Genomic DNA, 20,262 nt, shown 5'->3' on the forward strand with positions numbered 1-20,262 from the left:
AAGATAATATCATTGCTTAATATAGCGAGATAAATACATATACGAAAAGAGGAATAACGTATGCGATATATTACAGCTGGTGAATCTCATGGTCCACAACTTACAACGATTATAGAAGGTATTCCAGCAGGACTGCCTTTAGTAGCGGATGATATAAATGAAGAGTTAGCTAGAAGGCAAAAGGGATATGGGCGTGGTAGACGCATGCAAATTGAAACAGATCAAGTGCAAATTGCAAGTGGTGTTAGACATGGAGAGACATTAGGTTCTCCAATTGCACTTGTTGTTGAAAATCGTGATTTTGCACACTGGACAAAAATTATGGGTGCAGAGTCGTTAACGGAACAAGAAGAAAAAGAAATGAAGAGGAAAGTAACAAAACCAAGACCTGGACATGCTGATTTAAATGGTGCGATTAAATATGGTCATAGAGATATGAGAAATGTACTTGAACGTTCTTCAGCACGCGAAACGACAGTGCGTGTTGCTGCTGGTGCGGTTGCTAAAAAAGTGTTAGCGGAACTTGGTATTACAGTGGCAGGCCATGTAATTGAAATTGGCGGTGTACAAGCTAAGGAGATTACGTATCGTTCAATTGAAGAATTAAAAAGTATTACAGAAGCATCACCTGTACGTTGTTTAGATGAAGAAGCTGGCAACCAAATGATAAAAGCAATTGATGATGCGAAAGCAAATGGTGATTCAATCGGTGGCATCGTTGAAGTAATTGTGGAAGGAATGCCAATTGGAGTAGGAAGTTATGTGCATTATGATCGAAAACTGGATGCGAAATTAGCAGCCGCGATTATGAGCATTAATGCCTTTAAAGGTGTTGAGATTGGAATTGGTTTTGAAGCAGCGCATAGACCCGGAAGTGAAGTTCATGATGAAATTCTGTGGAATGAAGCACGTGGATATACACGAAGAACGAATCATGCAGGTGGATTAGAAGGCGGTATGACGACTGGAATGCCAATTGTTGTGCGCGGTGTGATGAAACCGATACCTACACTATATAAACCTCTTCAAAGTGTGGATATTGATACGAAAGAACCTTTTACAGCAAGCATTGAACGTTCAGATAGTTGTGCTGTACCAGCAGCTAGTGTCGTTGCAGAAGCTGTTGTGGCTTGGGAATTAGCGACTGCTTTAATAGAACAATTTGGATTAGATCGTATGGATCTTATTCGTGAAAATATGGAGAAACATAATGAATATGCGAGGGGATTTTAATGGAAAACATACATATTCAAACGAAATCAAAAGAATATGATGTACATGTTGGGAAAGAGGCATTATTACATTTGACAACATTTGTTCAAAATATGCAGCCAGTTGTATCTAACGTAATGATCATTTCAGATGAAGTTGTTGCATCTTTACATTTACAGACAGTTGTGAATGCATTGCAAGTAGAGCAAGAAGTATTTTCATTCGTTGTACCGAGTGGTGAAAAAGAGAAGTCTTTTGAAAATTTCTATGCGGCTCATACGTCAGCTCTTGAAAATAAATTAGATAGAAATTCTTTAATTATCGCACTTGGAGGCGGAATGATTGGAGATTTGGCTGGTTTTGTTGCTGCGTCGTTTATGCGTGGCATTCGCTTTGTCCAAGTTCCAACGACTTTATTAGCTCACGATAGTGCAGTAGGCGGGAAAGTAGCAATTAACCATCCGTTAGGGAAGAATATGATTGGTGCATTCCATCAGCCAGAAGCGGTTGTATATCATACACCATTTTTATACTCTCTTCCTGAAAAAGAATGGCGTTCAGGTTTTGCAGAAGTGATAAAACATGCTTTGATTGGTGATGTTGAACTGTATCATTGGTTAAAAGAAGAAGTGCAAACATTTGCGGATCTTCGTGATGAGAAGTTAATTCACATATTAATGAAGGCGATTCCTGTAAAAGCAAATATTGTATCGCAAGATGAAACAGAAAAAGGTGTACGTGCTCATTTGAACTTTGGACATACGCTAGGGCATGCTCTTGAAAAAGAGATTGGATATGGAAATATTACTCACGGTGATGGAGTAGCAGTTGGGATGTTATTTGCTTTATTTTTAAGTGAGCAAGTGTATAAAGTTGATCTTGCTTATGAAGAGATAAAGCAGTGGTTCTTGCAATACGGCTATCCAAAAATGCCAAGCGATTTGAATGTAGAGCGCCTCGTTCAACTGATGAAACAAGATAAGAAAGCAAATGCTGGAACAATTCATATGGTACTTATGCAGGAATATGGGGTGGTGAACGTCGTATCTATTCCTGATGAGACTGTTCATATTGCGTTAGAAGCATTTCAAAAGGATATGGCTTAAAAATATAGGGAACAGTTATGAAGTGCTTATTTAGAGGTGTTTTCGTAATAGTGACGGTTATGATAAAAGATTACAGTAAGGGATTATAATCCCTTACTGTAATCGAATTCAATAAAATGACTGGGGGAAGAAAAATGAGAGTGAAAGAGCGATTGTTAACTTTGAGAGCATATGTACCTGGGAAAAATATTGAAGAAGTAAAAAGAGAATATGGATTATCAAAAATTGTGAAATTAGCATCGAACGAAAATCCATTCGGTTGTTCTACAAATGTGACAGAAGCGTTAACATCATTAGTGAGTCAATACGCTCTTTATCCAGATGGATATGCTTTTGAACTTCGGACAAAAGTAGCTGATCATTTAGGTGTAAAAGCGGAACAACTGTTATTTGGTAGTGGGTTAGATGAAGTTATTCAAATGATTAGCCGTGCCTTACTACATGAAGGAACAAATGTTGTAATGGCGAATCCTACATTCTCGCAATACCATCACCATGCTGTTATTGAAGGGGCAGAAGTTCGTGAAGTATCACTTAAAGATGGCATTCACGATTTAGATGCAATGTTACAACAAGTAGATGATAAAACGAAGATTGTGTGGATTTGTAATCCGAATAACCCGACAGGTACATATGTAGAGAAACAAAAATTACTTTCATTTTTAGAATCAGTACCTAAGTCAGCGCTCGTTATTATGGATGAAGCATATTATGAATATGCGGAAGCAAAAGACTATCCGCAAACATTGCCACTTCTTGAAAAATATGAAAATCTTATGGTATTACGTACATTTTCAAAAGCATATGGCTTAGCTGCTTTTCGAATTGGATATGCGATTGGTGATGCGAAGTTAATCGGGCAGTTGGAAGTAGCAAGGTTACCGTTCAATACATCGACTGTAGCCCAAGCTGTAGCAATAGCTGCATTAGAAGATCAAACATTTTTACAAGACTGTGTGCAAAAAAATGCTGAAGGGTTAAATCAATACTATGCATTTTGTAAGGAATATAACGTATTCTATTATCCGTCTCAAACAAATTTCATTTTCTTAAAACTTGGTATTTCTGGTAATGAAGCTTTCGAACGATTAATGAAGAAAGGATATATTGTTCGTTCTGGTGCTGCATTTGGAATACATGATGGCATTCGTATTACCGTCGGATTGAAAGAAGAAAATGATGAAATTATAGAATTACTGAAAGAGCTTGTAAATGAGCAAGTTAAGAAAGAAGAAACCTATTCTTAAGAAATTGTGAAGGCTCCTTTTATAGGAGTCTTTTTTATCCCGCATGAACAGCTCCTAAAAGCTTGGTTGGTGTTGCTTCATAATTAATAAGGGAAGTTATTTGCACGGTCATGAAAGAAAACGGTACAATAGAAAGTAGTGAGGGATCGGTGTCACATCCGAACTTTTTGAACAAGTAGCTACGCTATAAGAAAAAGTACAAGAAGGAGCATGCTCATTCTAAAGGTTGCGTTATAACAGTGCGTTGCTTATGATAAAGTGAAACTTTAATCAGTGGGGGGATGTTTATCCCCCGCTAATTATTAGTTGAACCAATCGGGCTTTTACGGGCAGTTGATCCCCAAACTAACTTCTTTGCCTTAGCTGAATTTTGAGGTGGGGGTCTTACTGCCCGTTAATAGCGGGATAAATGAACAGAAGAGAATATTTTTTAGAATTAAAGGAGACGTTTATGCAAAAGTTTGAACAAGCTGTGTCATATATTGAAAATGGTGAAGCGGAAAAAGGATTACAATTATTAAAAGAACAATTACAAGTTGCGAATGATGAAGAGAAGTATGATATCGCTCGCTACTATCATACACTTGGGTTTACGGATGAGGCGCTAGTAATAACAGAAGATTTACGCTTGCTATATCCGGAAGAGAGTGAATTTACGGTATTTTTAGCAGAATTATATATTGATTTAGATAAAGAAGATGAAGCGATTGAAGTACTTCATGATATTCCAGAAAATGATGATTTATATGTTCAATCGTTATTGCTTGTTGCAGATTTATTCCAAATGCAAGGTTTTGATGATGTAGCAGAGCAAAAACTATTAAAGGCGAAAGAATTGATGCCTGACGAACCTGTTATTACGTTTGGATTAGCAGAATTATATAGTAGTAAAGGTGAAGAACAAAAGGCAATTACTTATTACGAGTCGCTATTAGCGGAACATAAAGTAATGGGGGGGGTTGTCATTGCACTTCGTCTCGCAGAAACGTTAAGTGCAATTGGAAACTGGGAAGAAGCGATCTCTTACTATGAAGCAGGCTTAGAGGAGCAAAAAGATATTCACTCCTTATTTGGATATGCTTTCACATTATATCAAGGAGAAGAATATCAAAGAGCAATTGGTGCTTGGCAAGAACTAAAAGAATTAGATCCTGAGTACGCATCACTATACATGTATTTAGCGAAAAGCTATGAAAAAGAAGGAATGCTGCAAGAAAGCTATGAAACACTTCAAGAAGGAATTAAAGTAGATGAGCTTGCTGTTCCGTTTTATGTAGAATTAGCGAGCATTGCAGCTAAATTAGGAAAAGTAGCAGAGGCAGAGGAAGTGCTTCAAAAAGCGCTTGAGTTAGATCCAGGACATTTAGGTGCAATATTAAAATATGCATATATTTTAAAAGGACAAGAAAAGTATGAAGAGTTAATCACAGTTGTAGAGCGTGCTATTGATAGCGGAGAGCCAGATACACAACTACTTTGGGATCTTGCGTTTGCAAAAAAACAATTAGAAATGTATTCGGATGCATTAAAGCACTATGAAAGTGCATATACTTCTTTTAAGAATCATCCAGACTTCTTGGAAGAGTACGGTTATTTCTTATTGGAAGAAGGAATGCGAAAAGAGGCCAAAGAAGTGTTTACTCAGTTATTACAACTAGACCCGACACAAATTCATATTGAAGAGTTGTTATATAATTTAGAGGATTTTTCATAAGTTGGAAGGAAACTGAATGCCGCTTCTTGAATCTAAAAAGAAAAGAGAAAGACAGAGGAGGGACTTAATTGCTATGAATACCCCTGTTTCTGTAAACGAGAAGAAGGATTTTGTGAAATGGTTTTTGAATAATTACCAACTGAAACAGCGTGAATGTGTATGGATTTTGAATTATTTAATGAGTCACGACCAATTAATGCATAAAGTCCACTTCGTAGAGCATGCAAAATATTGTCCGCGTGGCTTAGTGATGTCAGCAAATTGCGTGAAAGACACACCGTTTCACTTTTTTAAACAAAATGTTATGACAACAGATGCTGAAAAATCGTTTCATGATATTCGTTTAAATCGAGATGAGGATATTTATATTCAACTCAACTTTAAATCATCGTTCCAAAACGCAAACTATGTAGCTGTATTAGAAGACAATCCATATTTACCAAAGCATATTGAAGTAAATGAAAAAGATCGTTTACTTGCAGAGAGATTTTTAGAAGAGAGTGTATTTTCATTTAGAAGAGAACGTCTTTTGAAACAAATTGATGAAGCGTTGGATAAGCAAGATAAGGAAACGTTTCATAGGTTAACGGCGGAGTTAAAGACTTTATAGGATTTATTCGAATTATTAAATTTTTACAAATTTCGGAATTTTTTAAGAAAAACTACCTATCTTGGGTAGTTTTTCTTTTTTTACCCCTTTTAGTATGGTTTAATATATATAAAGTGAAAGTTCTGTCATTTTAGTTGGAGGGAGGGAAGAAATGTGAAATGGATTGTAAAAGACGTGGAACAGTTTGAGCAAGCAAGGGAGTATGTAGATACAGGGGTAATACCTCTTTTGTCAATTTCAGCAGCAAAAGAAATGAAAACGGTAGTAGAACAAGGTGAATTTATTGAATTGTTGAGTATGGAGTTGGAAAGAGAATATAAAGGAAGAGTGCTTTTACTACCTGCATTTACGTATTTAGTAGAAAGTCAAAAGAATGAAAAAGCTCGTTTGCAAGAATGGACAGATCATTTACAAAGTCAAGGCTTTAAACATATTGCTTATGTTACAAGTGATTTTTCATGGAAAGAAGATATGCAAGAGTTACAGGGGGATTTATTTTGGTTACCCTCATTAGCGTTAGAACAATTTAGTGATCAAGCGAAGAGAGAAGTCATCCACGCTCATATAAAAAATATAATGGTAATGTTAGAAGAAAAATGGGGAAAATAGCAATAAACAGAAAGTTCTTATTATTATGAGTAGTATGATATTGACCTGTGCATGAGGGTATTATATCATGATAGTGTCCTAGTATTTATTTTTTATATTATTTTTCACGAGGGGACAATTTCTGATAGAGGGGGGAAATTTTCGTGAGCGAGAAAGAACATCGTGTGTCAAGAAGACAGTTTTTAAATTACACACTTACAGGAGTAGGAGGCTTTATGGCAGCGGGTATTTTAATGCCGATGACGCGATTTGCGCTTGATCCGGTGTTAAGAAAAGAAGCGGGAACAGATATGGTTGCTGTTGCGCAAGTAAAGGATATTACAACAGAGCCGAAGCGTTTCGACTTTAAGGTGAAACAGGTTGACGGATGGTACAAGTCTGAAGAGCCAAAATCTGCTTGGGTGCATAAAGATGAAAGCGGAGACATCGTTGCATTTTCTCCAGTGTGTAAACATTTAGGGTGTACAGTGAACTGGAATTCGGACAAAGCACATCCGAATCAATTCTTTTGCCCGTGTCACGGAGGACGTTATACAAAAGATGGTATGAACATTAAAGGCACACCGCCACTTGCTCCGCTTGATGTGTACGAGTCTAAAGTGAAAGATGGAACGCTGTATTTAGGAAAAGCGAAGCCAAAAGGGGGTGCAAAGTAGATGCTAAATAAAATTTATGATTGGGTAGATGAACGTTTAGATATTACACCGATATGGCGCGATATCGCTGATCATGAAGTACCTGAACATGTAAACCCGGCACATCACTTTTCTGCATTCGTTTATTGCTTTGGAGGACTTACCTTTTTCGTTACTGTAATTCAAATTTTATCTGGAATGTTTTTGACGATGTATTATGTGCCTGATATTAAAAATGCGTGGGAATCTGTTTACTATTTACAAAATGAAGTTGCGTACGGGCAAATTGTTCGTGGTATGCACCACTGGGGTGCTAGTCTCGTAATTGTAATGATGTTTTTACATACACTCAGAGTTTTCTTCCAAGGTGCGTATAAAAAACCTCGTGAGTTAAACTGGATTGTTGGTGTTCTTATTTTCTTTGTTATGTTAGGTCTTGGTTTTACCGGATATTTATTACCGTGGGATATGAAAGCGTTATTTGCTACGAAAGTAGGGATTCAAATCGCAGAGCAAACGCCGCTCATTGGTCCTTATATTAAAACATTACTCGCTGGTCATTCCGAAATTGTTGGCGCTCAAACATTAACTCGCTTCTTTGCTATTCATGTCTTCTTCTTACCAGCAGCACTTCTAGGTTTAATGGCCTTCCACTTCATCATGATTCGCAAACAAGGTATTTCCGGTCCACTATAAGAGATTGCTAAATTAAAGGGGAAAGAACTAAAGGAGGGAGATTATGCATCGCGGCAAAGGAATGAAATTTGTAGGAGATTCTCGAGTACCAGTAGCTCGGAAACCAAATATTCCAAAAGATTATTCTGAATACCCAGGAAAAACAGAAGCATTTTGGCCGAACTTCTTGTTAAAAGAATGGATGGTTGGTGCAGTTTTTTTAATCGGTTATTTATGTTTAACAGTGGCACATCCGTCACCGCTTGAGAGAATGGCGGATCCGACAGATGCCGGATATATACCACTTCCAGATTGGTATTTCTTATTTTTGTATCAGTTACTAAAGTATTCTTATGCTTCTGGTTCATTTACTGTAATTGGAGCGTTTATTATGCCAGGGATTGCGTTTGGAGCATTACTGTTAGCTCCATTTCTCGATCGAGGTCCAGAAAGACGCCCGTTGAAGCGTCCTGTAGCCACTGGATTTATGCTTTTAGCAATTGCATCGATTATCTTTTTAACTTGGGAATCTGTAGCACACCACGACTGGGAAGCTGCAAAGAAACAAGGCGCAATTGTAAAAACAGCACCAGTTGATAAAAATGATGACGGCTACAAGTTAATGCAAAAAAATACTTGTTTAACGTGTCATGGTGATAATTTACAAGGCGGGGCGGCAGCACCAGCTTTGCAGAACTTAACTTTAAAACCTGAAGAAATCGCTAAAATTGCGAAAGATGGAAAAGGTTCTATGCCTAAAGGTGTATTTAAAGGTACGGATGAAGAACTGAAAAAGCTTTCGGAATTCGTTGCAAAGTATAATAAAAAATAATAGAAAAGCTGACTACAAATTTTGTGGTCAGCTTTTTATTTTGATGACAGAAAGTTTACTATATAATAGAGTAGAGTTTGAGGAAAGAATGAAAGGTGTTGGACATACAGCTTGGTTTACTTGTATGCAATGTTAAGACAACGCTCAGTATTATTATTTTTATTGATTGTTAACATACTAGGTACAATTTACGGATTTATATGGTATGGAAATCAATTAAAAGAAACGTCACCTATATTTTGGCCGTTTGTACCAGATAGTCCTATGGCGACTCTCTTTTTTGTCTTTGTTTTAATTGCTTTCTTGGTAAAGCGAAACTGGGGATTAATAGAGGCGCTGGCAATTGTAACTTTAATAAAATATGGTATATGGGCTGTTGTTGTAAATGTGGTTATGATTTATGTAAAAGGTCCTATTGGCTTGATGGGGTATATGTTAATGCTATCGCATTTTGCAATGGCAGTGCAGGGAGTGTTATATGCTCCGTTTTACCGTATAAAAAAATGGCATTTTGTAGTAGCAGGTATATGGACATTACATAATGACGCAATTGATTATTTATTTTGGCAAATGCCGAGATACGGAATTATGCATTTGTTTGTAGAGAAAATTGGTTATTTTACATTTTGGTTAAGTATTGTCGTACTGTGCATCACATACTATTATTGCTTACGTGAGCGCCGAAAACAGTTTTCTTTATGATGGTGTGAACATTTAGGGGGAGAAAATGAAAAGAAGTAAGAGTGGAAAAATATTGGATCGATTGATTACGTTAGTTGTTTCATATAGCATAGCATTTTCTATTTTTGCACTTGCAACAATGGCAGTTGTATATGGAAAATGGCTGTATTATTTTGAAATTGATTTTTTAAACATTCCAGATTTAGCGGATATGACAAAAGATGAAATTAAGAGAAATTATGATGTGCTAATTACATATTTATCTCCGTTTTATGACGGAGTATTACATTTACCGACATTAGATATGTCTACAAATGGTCGTATTCATTTTGTAGATGTTAAAAATATTATAGTAAAGATTCAATATGTGATGTATGCGACAATTATGATTGTAGTGATAGGCGGCGTTTATTTATTAAAAAGAAAAAACGAAAAATTTTTACTGCATGGATCGATTGTAACAATTATATTTCCGATAGCACTGGTGTTGCCAATCGCTATTAATTTTGAAAAGAGTTTTGTATTATTCCATAAGCTGTTATTCAGTAACGATTATTGGATGTTTGATATTGAATCGGATCCGATTATTTTAATGCTACCAGAAGAATTTTTTATGCATGCGGCGTGTGCTATTTTATTATTCATTTTAGGTGGTAGTATACTTTGTTACAGCTTGTATAGATATTTCGTAAAAAAGAAAAGGATTTCAAAGGAAAAATTCTCTGCTTAAAGAGAATTTTTTTGTTTGTAAAACGATAATATATTTTTCGGGACAGTTCTGTTCTATTCTTGTCCAATTCCACATATTTTGTACTAGTAGTTATAGGGGGGACCGGGATGAAGAGAACATTAATTGGATTGATAGCATTTCTAATTATAATGTTTCCGTTACGTATATATGCTGAAGAGTGGAGTGAACTAACGGGGTTGCTAGACGACTCGTTACAGTTAGTGAAGCGTAATGAAGATGAAAAAGCAGTACAAGTATTACAATATTTCTCGGAGCAGTTTTTAGTGAAGGGGAATGAAAAGAAGCAAGAAGTAACACCAGATCAAATTAGAGTCATTTCTTTAGCTTACGACAAAGCGAAACAATCTCTCTCGGAAGAAGATTTAGGTAAGCAAGTTAAAATTGATAATGTGATAGCATTACAACTTGCTGTTGATGCGCAAGTATCGAAATATCAACCGCTTTGGATGGAAAGAGAAGGGAAAGTAATGGATGCTTTTTCTCAAATGGAAAAAGCGATGAAAAAAGAAGATACTGGACAGTTTCAGCAAACGTTAAATACATTCTTAAATGAATTTAATATTATTTACCCAAGCCTAATGATTGCTTTGCCAGAAAACGAGGTGCAACGTGTAAATGCTCATTTATCTTATTTGGATGAATTTCGTAACGTTATGTTAAAAACGAAAGGTGGGCAAATGCAATTAGGAATCATTAAAGGAGATTTGCAAAAGATATTTCACACAGTAAAAAAAGATGAAATTGCCCCCTCTCTCATTTGGTTTATGACAATTACTGGAGGACTTATTTTATTCACATTAACTTATGTTGGATGGAGAAAGTATAAAGGCGAGCGAGAGAAAAGAAAAAGTAATGTACATTCTAAAAATAGATAATGCGATAAAGTGAAACTTTAATCAGTGGGGAGGTTCATCCCTCATTGATTATTAGCCCTCATCAATCGGGCGTTTACGGGCAGTGGATATACCGCCTAACTTCTTTGCTCCAGCAGAATTTTGAGGTGGGAGTCTAACTGTCTACAAATAGCGGGATAAATAAAGATACGGATTGTAAGGTTTATTCATTGACAATGGTGGCAGAAAAAAATAGAATGAGAAGTACTATAATTAAAACTTCAATGGAGGTTCATGATGTTTTATTTAATTTACTTCGCGATCATTTTGATCATACCGTTGTATGCACAGTCAAAAGTACGTAGTGCCTATAGCAAGTATTCACAAGTTTATTCAACATCAGGTATGACAGGAGCAGAAGTGGCTCGGAAAATTTTAGATGAAAACGGATTATACAACGTAGCTGTAGAAGAAACGCCAGGTCATTTATCAGACCATTATGATCCAACTGCCAAAACAGTTCGATTATCAACAGATAACTATTATGGCCATTCAGTTGCTGGTACAGCAGTAGCAGCACACGAAGTAGGGCATGCGATTCAAGATGCAAAAGATTATAATTTCATGCGTGTTCGTCATTCATTAGTGCCAGTTGCTAATTTTGGCTCGAATATGTCTTGGGTTTTCGTCTTAATTGGTGTGTTTGCACAAATGTCTGGTTTATTGTTGCTAGGAATTATTTTGATGGCAGCAGGTGTTGTTTTTCAACTTGTTACATTACCAGTTGAGTTTGATGCATCAAAACGCGCAATGCAACAAATTGAAGCACTTGGTATCGTATCGACAGATGAGTACGGTCAAGCTCGTAAAGTATTAAATGCGGCAGCATTAACATATGTAGCAGCTGCAGCTGTAGCTGTATTTGAATTATTACGTCTTGTATTAATATATACTGGTATGCAGCGTAGCGACGACTAAAGACTATCAATTTTGATAGTCTTTTTTTATTATCTATAATAAATGGACAGGATAAAATGAAAGAAATATTGTAGGGAAATCATCATTAAGTAGCATACGATGAGGGGGGAGATAATGGAATATCCAGACTATATAGTAAAGCAAGTGAAAGAGCGCAGTGCTTCGTATCAGCTAGAAGGTTTTCTAAGTGGACAAGGCCCTGGAAACCCAAAAATTATGCTCGTTGGTGAAGCACCTGGTGAAACAGAAATTCATAATGGGATTCCGTTTAGCGGTAGAGCTGGAAAACATTTAATGGAGTTTTTAGAACGTATTCATGTTACAAGGGAAGAAGTATATATTACGAGTGCGGTCCGGAGTAGGCCATATAAATGGAGAGAGAAAAAAGAACGAAATGGCGAAAAAATACAGAAAAAGTATAATAGAACACCAAATCAAGGAGAAATACTTGCTCATGCACCTTTATTAGATTATGAGTTGGAACATATAGACCCTCCTGTTATCGTTACGCTTGGTAATATTGCATTACAGCGTTTAGTCGGTAAAAATCATAAAATTACAGATGTTCATGGAGAATTGTTAAAACAACCCGTGCAACAATTGAAAGGTAGTTGCTGTACAGAATTTGTATGGACAGAAAAAGAATATTCTATTTTTCCGACCTTTCATCCAGCTTCTATTTTTTATAATCGGAGTTTGTTGAAGCTTATTTATGAGGATTGGGAGAAGCTTAAAAGATATGTAATAAAAAACTAGAAAAGCTAAAGAGCTTTTCTAGTTGAATTTAATTATGTAACGGATTTTTATTTTCATCTAATGTAAAACCTTCACCAACTACATCATGTACGTCACTTACAGCAACAAAGGCATGAGGATCTACAGAAGTAATAATATTTTTTAATTTCACGATTTCATTTTTAGCGACAACGCAATACAATACGTTCCGTTCCACTTTCGTATACGATCCAACAGCTTTTAAAAAGGTTGCTCCGCGCTCCATGTCAGATAAAATTTGGGCAGCAATTTCATCGTTTTTATCTGAGATAATAGTTGCTCCTTTTGCCGCATAGGCTCCTTCTTGCATAAAGTCAATGACTTTCGCTCCGATAAAAACAGCAACTAACGTATACATGCCTTCGCGGTATGATAAATAGGTAAGAATAGAGACGATAATGACGATAGCATCAAACATAAACATTGTTTTCCCCATACTCCAGCCAACATATTTATGAGCGAGTCTTGCGATAATATCTACACCGCCAGTAGTCCCCCCATATTTAAATATTATGCCAAGACCGATACCGATAAATGCCCCGGCGAATAAAGCCGCGAGTGTCATATCATTTTGTAAGTTTAAATGTAAGTTAAGAACGTCGTAACGCTGAAAAATCCATAGAAATAAAGATACGCTGAATGTGCCGATTAGTGTATAGATAAATGTCGTTCTTCCAAGTAACTTCCAACCAATAAAAAATATAGGGATATTTAAAATTAAGTTTGAATAAGAAGGGTCAAACTTAAATAGAAAATACAATAATAGTGTAATACCGGTAAATCCACCTTCTGCAAGGTGATTTTCAATATTGATATTCACAATACCGAAAGAAAAAATAGCGGAACCGATTAAAATGAAAATGATATTTCGAATCTTCAAACTCGATGTCATATAGAAATCCCCCTAATTATGTAGATTGCATTGCTCCGCTGAAACGGTAAAACATAATGATAAGTAATTTCTAGTTGTTAATAAAAATAGTGAAGGCTATAAAAAAACAATTGATTTTAGCTGATCTTTTGCCAAAACCGCAAAAGAAAGTTTCACTTCATTATAGTCTATCCAAAAAAGGGTCGCAAATAGGTGTTTGGCGGGGAATAATATTTGTCAAATCGCGATGAATTGGCTAACATGAAAGAGGAAGGATTAGAGGTGATTAGTATGGAAGCAAAAACGATGAAAGATATGCAGAAAGAAGTAGATGCATATATTGGTCAGTTTAAAGAAGGTTATTTCAGTCCGCTTGCAATGATGGCTCGTTTAACGGAAGAAATGGGAGAGCTTGCGAGGGAAGTAAACCATTACTACGGTGAGAAACCGAAGAAAACAACTGAAACAGAACGTAGTATTGAAGAAGAGCTTGGAGATGTATTGTTTGTTATGATTTGTATGGCAAATAGTTTAAATATTGATTTAGAAACAGCGCATAACATTGTAATGGAAAAATTTAATACACGTGATAAAGATCGCTGGACACGCATTGATGAGGGAGAGAAAGAATAATGAAAGAAATTAAAGTAATTATCGCTGGACCAAGAGGACGTATGGGACATGAAGCAGTCCTTCTTATGGAAAGAACAGAACATTTCAATTTAGTAGCAGCAGTAGACTATAAGCATGGTGGAGAAAAGATTTCAGACTTACCTGGTATGCCGATGTTAGATACACCGATTTACGCAGATTTACATACTTGTTTAGATGAAGTGGAAGCAGATGTATTATTAGATTTAACAACACCAGAAGTTGGAAAGAAACATGTGACACTTGCAGTTGAACGTGGACTTCGATCTGTTATTGGTACAACTGGATTTACGGAAGAAGAACTAAAGCAATTAACAGAAAATGCAAAAGATAATAAAGTAGGAACAATTATCGCTCCAAACTTTGCAATTGGTGCAGTTCTTATGATGAAATTTTCACAAATGGCAGCGAAGTACTTCCAAGATGTTGAAGTAATTGAATTACACCATGATCAAAAATTAGATGCACCATCTGGTACAGCTGTCAAAACAGTAGAATTAATTCGTCAAAATCGTGAATCAAAGCAGCAAGGTCATCCAAACGAAGTAGAGCAAATAGAAGGTGCTCGTGGTGCAAATGTAGACGGTATTCACATTCATAGTGTACGTTTACCGGGACTTATTGCACACCAAGAAGTAATGTTCGGCGGGGATGGACAAATGTTAACGGTTCGCCATGATTCATTCAATCGTGCATCATTTATGTCAGGTGTAAAACTATCAATTGAAACAGTAATGAACATTGATCATCTTGTGTACGGTTTAGAAAACATTATCGACTAAAGGGGAGACAACGGATGAAAATTGCCTTAATCGCACATGACAAAAAGAAAAATGACATGGTTTCGTTTGCGTACGCATATAAACCAATTTTTGAAAAACATGAATTGTTTGCAACAGGAACGACAGGACTTCGCATTATGGAGGCAACTGGCTTAGATGTAACAAGATATCAGTCGGGTCCTCTTGGTGGCGATCAAGAAATCGGTGCCATGATTGCAAAAAACGATATGGATATGGTGATTTTTTTCCGAGATCCACTAACTGCTCAGCCGCATGAACCAGATGTAAATGCATTACTTCGTTTATGTGATGTATATGCGATTCCACTTGCAACGAACATGGCAAGTGCTGAAATGTTAATGCACGCATTAGAACGAGGGGATTTAGATTATCGCAAGTTAAGAAAATGAGGGGAACAATTATGAGTGGATTACATATATTAGCGTTTGGTGCTCATGCCGATGATGTTGAAATCGGCATGGCGGGTACCATTGCAAAATATACGAAGCAAGGGTTTGAAGTAGGTATTTGTGATTTAACAGAAGCTGACCTTTCTTCAAATGGAACGATAGAGTTGAGAAAAGAAGAAGCAAAGATCGCAGCTCGTATAATGGGAGTAAAAACGAGACTGAATTTAGCGATGCCAGATCGTGGCTTGTATATGAAAGAAGAGTTTATACGTGAAATTGTAAAGGTAATCCGTACATATAAACCAAAACTCGTTTTTGCACCATATTATGAAGATCGTCATCCAGATCATGCAAATTGTGCAAAGCTTGTGGAAGAGGCAATTTTTTCAGCAGGAATCCGTAAATATATGCCAGAACTTCCACCACATCGTGTGGAGTCTTTTTATAATTATATGATTAATGGTTTTCATAAACCGAATTTTTGTATAGATATTAGTGAGTACCTATCGCAAAAAGTGGAAGCATTAGAAGCGTATGAAAGTCAGTTTTCAACAGGGAGTGATGGTGTTAAGACGCCGTTAACAGAGGGTTACGTTGAAACTGTGGTCGCTCGTGAGAAGATGTTTGGGAAAGAAGTTGGAGTCTTGTATGCCGAAGGATTTATGAGTAAGAAACCGGTTTTATTACATGCTGATTTAATAGGGGGATGTAAATGAAATTAAAAATAGGTATTACATGTTATCCTTCTGTAGGTGGTTCTGGAGTTGTTGGAACAGAATTAGGAAAGCAATTGGCGGAACGCGGGCATGAAATTCATTTTATTACATCGGGTTTACCATTTCGATTAAATAAAGTGTATCCAAACATTTATTTTCATGAAGTGACGGTGAATCAATACTCTGTATTTCAATATCCACCATATGATTTAGCGTTAGCGAGTAAAATGGCAGAGGTTGCACAAAGAGAAAGTCTTGATATTTTACATGTGCATTACGCAATACCACATGCAATTTGTGCTTATTTAGCGAAACAAATGATTGGAGAGCGTATTAAAATTGTTACAACCTTGCATGGAACAGATATTACTGTGTTAGGTTCCGACCCTTCGTTAAATAATTTAATTCGTTTTGGTATTGAGCAGTCTGATGTTGTTACTGCTGTCTCGCATTCATTAATTGACGAAACGCATGAGCTTGTAAAACCAAATAAAGACATTCAAACGGTATATAACTTTATAGACGAACGTGTATATTTCAAGCGTAATATGTCTCAATTAAAGAAAGAATACGGTATAAGTGAGAGTGAAAAGGTACTTATTCACATTTCAAATTTCCGTAAAGTGAAACGTGTGCAGGATGTTGTTCAGGCATTTGCTAAAGTTGCTAAAGAAGTTGATGCGAAATTGCTTCTTGTTGGAGACGGACCAGAATTTTGTACAATTTTACAGATAGTGAAGAATTTACATATTGAAGATCGCGTTTTATTCCTAGGGAAGCAAGATAATGTTGCAGAACTACTTGCGATGAGTGATTTAATGTTGCTTCTATCAGAGAAGGAAAGTTTTGGTCTTGTTTTATTAGAAGCGATGGCGTGTGGTGTACCTTGTATCGGAACAAGGGTTGGAGGTATTCCAGAAGTCATTCAACATGGTGAAACAGGATATTTATGTGAAGTTGGCGATACAACAGGTGTGGCCAATCAAGCCATTCAGCTATTAAAGAATGAAGAGCTTCACCGTAATATGGGAGAGCGAGCAAGAGAAAGTGTTTATGAGCAGTTCCGCTCAGAAAAAATCGTCTCACAATATGAAGCAATTTACTATGACATACTAAGGGATGACAAAAATGGAAAGATTTAAAAAAGCTAGTTCTATTATTGAGATATTAAAACAACAAGGACATGAGGCTTATTTTGTTGGTGGGAGCGTACGAGATCTTATTATCGATAGGCCGATTGGAGATATTGATATTGCGACATCTGCTTTACCAGAAGAAGTAATGGATATATTCCCAAGACATGTTCCTGTTGGTCTTGAGCATGGAACTGTAATTGTTGTAGAAAATGGTGAACCTTATGAGGTAACCACTTTTCGAACAGAAAGCGAATATGAAGATTTTCGAAGACCTAGTAGTGTTCAATTTGTTCGTTCATTAGAAGAGGATTTAAAACGTCGTGATTTCACAATGAATGCGATTGCCATGACAGAAGAAGGCGAAATGGTGGATTTATTTGCTGGGCAGGAAGCGATTCAAAAGAGAGAAATTGTGACAGTTGGAAATGCAGCGAATCGTTTTCAAGAAGACGCACTAAGAATGATGCGTGGCATTCGGTTTGTAAGTACGTTAGGGTTTTCTTTAGAAAAGAAAACGAAGCAAGCGATTGAAACGTATGGACATTTGCTAGAACATATAGCAATTGAGCGCATCACAGTAGAGTTTGAGAAACTGTTAACTGGTACCTATTGTGTGAAGGGCCTCAAAGAATTAGTAGAGACGAAGCTATTTTCTCATTTGCCCTATTTACAAATGTCAGAAGAGAGACTGTTAAAAGCTACGCAGTATAAATGGGACTCTTTTGAAACAGACATTGAGGCATGGGCATTTTTCTTATATTGTATCGGAGAAGAGCATCCATCTGTATTTTTACGTCAATGGAAGTTTTCGAATAAAAAAATAAAAGATATTATCGCAGTTTTATTAACAATTCGTACGAGAAAGGAGAGGGATTGGGATACAGTCCTTCTTTATAAAACGGGTATTCATATCGCTGAAATGACAGAGAGAGTATATGAAGCGATGATTGAAAACTATAACCCTACATCTGTTAAACGAGTACAATCAATGTTTCATGCATTGCCAATCAAGGGTCGTCAAGAAATGAATGTGAGTGGGAATGATCTATTAAACTGGGCGAATAAAAAGCCTGGTCCGTGGGTTGCTGAAATGCTTCAAAAAATCGAAGAAGCGATCGTACAAGGAAATGTAGTTAATGAGAAAGAGAGTATAAGGGAGTGGCTGCAAAGATGCAATCTACTATAAGAAAGCAGTTGTTGCAAGTTTTTTCTGAAGCGGATGGAGAGTTTGTATCTGGCCAAACGATTAGTGATAAACTTGGTTGTTCAAGAACCGCTGTGTGGAAACATATGGAGGACCTTCGGAATGAGGGATATGAACTTGAAGCTGTGCGTCGATTAGGTTACCGCATTGCGGGTAAGCCAGACAAAGTAACTGCTAATGAAATTCAGTTAGGATTACAAACAGAGCGTATCGGTAGAACGGTTTATTTTGAAGAATCAGTTGAATCTACTCAGCATATTGCAGCAAAACTTGCTTATGAAGGAGTAGAAGAGGGAACAATTGTCGTTGCGGAAGAGCAAACTGCAGGTAGAGGCCGTTTAAGTAGAAAGTGGCATTCGCCAAAAGGAACAGGAATTTGGATGAGTATTATTTTGCGTCCATCGATCCCGGTTCATCATGCCCCGCAGCTCACTCTGCTAGCGGCTGTTAGCGTTGCACAAGCAATTGAAAAATGCACAGGTGTAAATGTAGGGATTAAATGGCCGAATGATATTTTAATTCAAGGTAAAAAGGCTGTAGGTATATTAACAGAAATGCAAGCGGATCCTGATAAAATCAATGCTGTCATTATGGGAATTGGTATTAATGCGAATCAAAAACAAGAACATTTTGATGAGGAAATTCAGCAAATTGCCACTTCTTTAGCGATTGAATCAGGTAAGCCGATTGTTCGTGCGGAACTTATGCAACAAATCTTTTTACAACTAGAAAAATTATATGAAGAGTATTTACAAAATGGTTTCTCTGTAATTAAAATTCTTTGGGAAAGTTACGCTGTGAGCATCGGGAAAGAAATTACTGCCCGAACGATGAGACAGACGATTACGGGGCTAGCAAAAGGGATTACAGAAGAGGGTGTATTGCTTCTGGAGGACCATGAAGGGAAAATACATCATATTCATTCTGCGGATATCGAAATGAAGTAAAAGAAGTTCCTTTTTTGGAACTTCTTTTTTATTTCAATATTTTTGAGTAGGCTTTGTAATGTGACAATATACTTTTTACAACTTAAGTTGTATGTAGAGTAACGTTCGATTAGCGCTGCTTATTATTTGATTATTACTTTTCCTTCCATTCCTTTAAGGAGATGGTATCTACATATTAATTCATATGTACCAGTATTTTTAGGTTTTATGGTAATGTTTTTTTCTTTTCCTGACTCAACTACGACGTCAATTCCGAGTTTTTTCACTGTAAAGGTGTGCTCGTTCTTACCTTTATTTTTTAATAACAATGTTGTTGTTTCTTCAATTGGAATAGTGATGACATTCGGATTAAAGTAATCATCGTTCAGTTCGACTTCAATCACTTTCGTTGACTCAATAGGTTGTGTTACGACGTTAGCTGAGGCAACTACGTTGATGGAGTCTAAAGTTATCACACTCACAATCATTACAAACAAACCGAGTAATGGAAATAACCACTTGTTCATAGACATTCGCAATTCTCCTTTTCTAAGTGCTTTTCTTCAATTAACTTGCATCATTAGTTTTAGGCTTATACTATACAGTCAAATAAAATATCAGTATCTTTAAATCAATTTTTCGCATTTAAATGGATTACAAAAGAAGTTAACTTGGAGTTGTAAGGTATGTATGGGAAACGCACCCACTTATTTTTTAGGACTGAATTCTCTGTAAAAACTATATAGCATATACACTATCTAATTAAATTTCACATACCGTAATGGAAATAAAAAATTATTTTTTCAAAAAAATGTAGTAATTTCTTTTTGTACTTTGCTATAATTAGTTCGAATGTGGGCAGTATCAGAGCGAACTGCACCATGATTCGAAGCAGTACAAAAAATAATA

Annotated in this window: 23 protein-coding genes; 21 read left to right on the forward strand and 2 right to left on the reverse strand. The window is 36.4% G+C overall.

The window, feature by feature from the left end; all coding sequences use genetic code 11:
• Positions 1-60 precede the first annotated feature (60 nt).
• From aroC to JDS81_RS04960, 14 genes are all read left to right on the forward strand, one after another.
• Positions 61-1,233, forward strand: a complete 1,173-nt coding sequence (gene aroC / locus JDS81_RS04895) for a chorismate synthase (RefSeq protein ID WP_001269353.1) — start codon at positions 61-63, stop codon at positions 1,231-1,233.
• Positions 1,233-2,318 carry a 3-dehydroquinate synthase gene (gene aroB / locus JDS81_RS04900; protein ID WP_097954483.1) on the forward strand — a complete coding sequence of 362 codons (1,086 nt, stop codon included), beginning with the start codon at positions 1,233-1,235 and terminating at the stop codon, positions 2,316-2,318. Before aroC ends, aroB begins: the two co-directional genes overlap by 1 nt.
• Before the next feature lie 134 nt (positions 2,319-2,452).
• Positions 2,453-3,565, forward strand: a complete 1,113-nt coding sequence (gene hisC / locus JDS81_RS04905; protein ID WP_097954484.1) for a histidinol-phosphate transaminase — start codon at positions 2,453-2,455, stop codon at positions 3,563-3,565.
• 451 nt (positions 3,566-4,016) lie between these two features.
• Positions 4,017-5,279 carry a tetratricopeptide repeat protein gene (locus tag JDS81_RS04910; protein ID WP_001168690.1) on the forward strand — a complete coding sequence of 421 codons (1,263 nt, stop codon included), beginning with the start codon at positions 4,017-4,019 and terminating at the stop codon, positions 5,277-5,279.
• 73 nt (positions 5,280-5,352) lie between these two features.
• Positions 5,353-5,889 (forward strand): ReoY family proteolytic degradation factor, encoded by a 537-nt coding sequence (locus JDS81_RS04915; RefSeq protein WP_097954485.1) that lies wholly within the window; start codon positions 5,353-5,355, stop codon positions 5,887-5,889.
• Positions 5,890-6,042: 153 nt separating this feature from the next.
• Entirely contained in the window at positions 6,043-6,498 is a 456-nt protein-coding gene (locus JDS81_RS04920; RefSeq protein ID WP_000871316.1) for a YpiF family protein, read from the forward strand.
• Between the two features lie 143 nt (positions 6,499-6,641).
• Entirely contained in the window at positions 6,642-7,154 is a 513-nt protein-coding gene (gene qcrA, locus JDS81_RS04925; RefSeq protein ID WP_001290419.1) for a menaquinol-cytochrome c reductase iron-sulfur subunit, read from the forward strand.
• Positions 7,155-7,829: a menaquinol-cytochrome c reductase cytochrome b subunit gene (gene qcrB / locus JDS81_RS04930; RefSeq protein WP_000932700.1), complete on the forward strand. Its 675-nt coding sequence runs from the start codon at positions 7,155-7,157 to the stop codon at positions 7,827-7,829.
• A gap of 43 nt (positions 7,830-7,872) precedes the next feature.
• Entirely contained in the window at positions 7,873-8,640 is a 768-nt protein-coding gene (qcrC, locus tag JDS81_RS04935; protein ID WP_000554601.1) for a menaquinol-cytochrome c reductase cytochrome b/c subunit, read from the forward strand.
• A 111-nt stretch (positions 8,641-8,751) separates the two neighbouring features.
• Positions 8,752-9,342, forward strand: a complete 591-nt coding sequence (lhaT, locus tag JDS81_RS04940; RefSeq protein ID WP_000262817.1) for a lipoprotein heptaprenylglyceryl N-acetyltransferase LhaT — start codon at positions 8,752-8,754, stop codon at positions 9,340-9,342.
• 25 nt (positions 9,343-9,367) lie between these two features.
• Entirely contained in the window at positions 9,368-10,051 is a 684-nt protein-coding gene (gene lit / locus JDS81_RS04945) for a lipoprotein intramolecular transacylase Lit (protein WP_097954486.1), read from the forward strand.
• 107 nt (positions 10,052-10,158) lie between these two features.
• On the forward strand, positions 10,159-10,947 hold the full coding sequence (gene ypjB, locus JDS81_RS04950; RefSeq protein ID WP_000831603.1) for a sporulation protein YpjB: 789 nt from the start codon (positions 10,159-10,161) through the stop codon (positions 10,945-10,947).
• Between the two features lie 255 nt (positions 10,948-11,202).
• Positions 11,203-11,883, forward strand: coding sequence for a zinc metallopeptidase (locus tag JDS81_RS04955; RefSeq protein ID WP_000499539.1), 681 nt, complete (start codon positions 11,203-11,205; stop codon positions 11,881-11,883).
• A gap of 114 nt (positions 11,884-11,997) precedes the next feature.
• Positions 11,998-12,639 carry a uracil-DNA glycosylase gene (locus JDS81_RS04960; RefSeq protein ID WP_098055121.1) on the forward strand — a complete coding sequence of 214 codons (642 nt, stop codon included), beginning with the start codon at positions 11,998-12,000 and terminating at the stop codon, positions 12,637-12,639.
• 28 nt (positions 12,640-12,667) lie between these two features.
• Here JDS81_RS04960 and JDS81_RS04965 read toward each other — a convergent pair whose 3' ends face one another.
• Entirely contained in the window at positions 12,668-13,549 is an 882-nt protein-coding gene (locus JDS81_RS04965) for a YitT family protein (protein WP_000204285.1), read from the reverse strand.
• 270 nt (positions 13,550-13,819) lie between these two features.
• Here JDS81_RS04965 and JDS81_RS04970 point away from each other — a divergent pair, with 270 nt between their 5' ends.
• Genes JDS81_RS04970 through JDS81_RS05000 form a run of 7 tightly spaced genes read left to right on the forward strand, consistent with a single transcriptional unit; the run spans position 13,820 to position 19,374 of the window.
• Entirely contained in the window at positions 13,820-14,161 is a 342-nt protein-coding gene (locus JDS81_RS04970) for a nucleotide pyrophosphohydrolase (protein WP_044810165.1), read from the forward strand.
• Complete coding sequence (gene dapB, locus JDS81_RS04975; protein WP_097954488.1) at positions 14,161-14,961, forward strand: dihydrodipicolinate reductase; 801 nt, start codon at positions 14,161-14,163, stop codon at positions 14,959-14,961. The genes JDS81_RS04970 and dapB overlap by 1 nt, the downstream gene beginning before the upstream one ends.
• 14 nt (positions 14,962-14,975) lie before the next feature.
• Positions 14,976-15,371 carry a methylglyoxal synthase gene (locus JDS81_RS04980; RefSeq protein ID WP_000684758.1) on the forward strand — a complete coding sequence of 132 codons (396 nt, stop codon included), beginning with the start codon at positions 14,976-14,978 and terminating at the stop codon, positions 15,369-15,371.
• Between the two features lie 11 nt (positions 15,372-15,382).
• The gene (gene bshB1, locus JDS81_RS04985) at positions 15,383-16,087 is read left to right on the forward strand and encodes a bacillithiol biosynthesis deacetylase BshB1 (protein WP_097954489.1); all 705 of its coding nucleotides are present in this window, start codon (positions 15,383-15,385) and stop codon (positions 16,085-16,087) included.
• Positions 16,084-17,229: an N-acetyl-alpha-D-glucosaminyl L-malate synthase BshA gene (gene bshA, locus JDS81_RS04990; RefSeq protein WP_000768312.1), complete on the forward strand. Its 1,146-nt coding sequence runs from the start codon at positions 16,084-16,086 to the stop codon at positions 17,227-17,229. Before bshB1 ends, bshA begins: the two co-directional genes overlap by 4 nt.
• A complete protein-coding gene (locus JDS81_RS04995; protein WP_097954490.1) occupies positions 17,216-18,409 on the forward strand; it encodes a CCA tRNA nucleotidyltransferase in 1,194 nt (397 codons plus the stop codon). Before bshA ends, JDS81_RS04995 begins: the two co-directional genes overlap by 14 nt.
• Positions 18,394-19,374 (forward strand): biotin--[acetyl-CoA-carboxylase] ligase, encoded by a 981-nt coding sequence (locus JDS81_RS05000; protein ID WP_001192037.1) that lies wholly within the window; start codon positions 18,394-18,396, stop codon positions 19,372-19,374. Before JDS81_RS04995 ends, JDS81_RS05000 begins: the two co-directional genes overlap by 16 nt.
• A gap of 122 nt (positions 19,375-19,496) precedes the next feature.
• Here the strand turns inward: JDS81_RS05000 and JDS81_RS05005 are convergent, their stop codons facing one another.
• Positions 19,497-19,886 carry a cupredoxin domain-containing protein gene (locus tag JDS81_RS05005; RefSeq protein WP_052943515.1) on the reverse strand — a complete coding sequence of 130 codons (390 nt, stop codon included), beginning with the start codon at positions 19,884-19,886 and terminating at the stop codon, positions 19,497-19,499.
• Positions 19,887-20,262 lie beyond the last annotated feature (376 nt).

The sequence above is a fragment of the Bacillus cereus group sp. N31 genome, assembly GCF_016483245.1.
Classification (GTDB): Bacteria; Bacillota; Bacilli; order Bacillales; family Bacillaceae_G; genus Bacillus_A; species Bacillus_A toyonensis.

Coding starts and splice junctions, on each gene's coding strand:
- JDS81_RS05005 (WP_052943515.1), bottom strand. CDS start 19,886: ATGTCTATGAACAAGTGGTTATTTCCATTACTCGGTTTGTTTGTAATG.
- JDS81_RS04915 (WP_097954485.1), top strand. CDS start 5,353: ATGAATACCCCTGTTTCTGTAAACGAGAAGAAGGATTTTGTGAAATGG.
- aroC (WP_001269353.1), top strand. CDS start 61: ATGCGATATATTACAGCTGGTGAATCTCATGGTCCACAACTTACAACG.
- JDS81_RS04965 (WP_000204285.1), bottom strand. CDS start 13,549: ATGACATCGAGTTTGAAGATTCGAAATATCATTTTCATTTTAATCGGT.
- JDS81_RS04960 (WP_098055121.1), top strand. CDS start 11,998: ATGGAATATCCAGACTATATAGTAAAGCAAGTGAAAGAGCGCAGTGCT.
- JDS81_RS04955 (WP_000499539.1), top strand. CDS start 11,203: ATGTTTTATTTAATTTACTTCGCGATCATTTTGATCATACCGTTGTAT.
- JDS81_RS05000 (WP_001192037.1), top strand. CDS start 18,394: ATGCAATCTACTATAAGAAAGCAGTTGTTGCAAGTTTTTTCTGAAGCG.
- hisC (WP_097954484.1), top strand. CDS start 2,453: ATGAGAGTGAAAGAGCGATTGTTAACTTTGAGAGCATATGTACCTGGG.
- JDS81_RS04980 (WP_000684758.1), top strand. CDS start 14,976: ATGAAAATTGCCTTAATCGCACATGACAAAAAGAAAAATGACATGGTT.
- bshA (WP_000768312.1), top strand. CDS start 16,084: ATGAAATTAAAAATAGGTATTACATGTTATCCTTCTGTAGGTGGTTCT.
- qcrC (WP_000554601.1), top strand. CDS start 7,873: ATGCATCGCGGCAAAGGAATGAAATTTGTAGGAGATTCTCGAGTACCA.
- JDS81_RS04910 (WP_001168690.1), top strand. CDS start 4,017: ATGCAAAAGTTTGAACAAGCTGTGTCATATATTGAAAATGGTGAAGCG.
- aroB (WP_097954483.1), top strand. CDS start 1,233: ATGGAAAACATACATATTCAAACGAAATCAAAAGAATATGATGTACAT.
- JDS81_RS04995 (WP_097954490.1), top strand. CDS start 17,216: ATGGAAAGATTTAAAAAAGCTAGTTCTATTATTGAGATATTAAAACAA.
- lit (WP_097954486.1), top strand. CDS start 9,368: ATGAAAAGAAGTAAGAGTGGAAAAATATTGGATCGATTGATTACGTTA.
- dapB (WP_097954488.1), top strand. CDS start 14,161: ATGAAAGAAATTAAAGTAATTATCGCTGGACCAAGAGGACGTATGGGA.
- bshB1 (WP_097954489.1), top strand. CDS start 15,383: ATGAGTGGATTACATATATTAGCGTTTGGTGCTCATGCCGATGATGTT.
- JDS81_RS04970 (WP_044810165.1), top strand. CDS start 13,820: ATGGAAGCAAAAACGATGAAAGATATGCAGAAAGAAGTAGATGCATAT.
- ypjB (WP_000831603.1), top strand. CDS start 10,159: ATGAAGAGAACATTAATTGGATTGATAGCATTTCTAATTATAATGTTT.
- qcrB (WP_000932700.1), top strand. CDS start 7,155: ATGCTAAATAAAATTTATGATTGGGTAGATGAACGTTTAGATATTACA.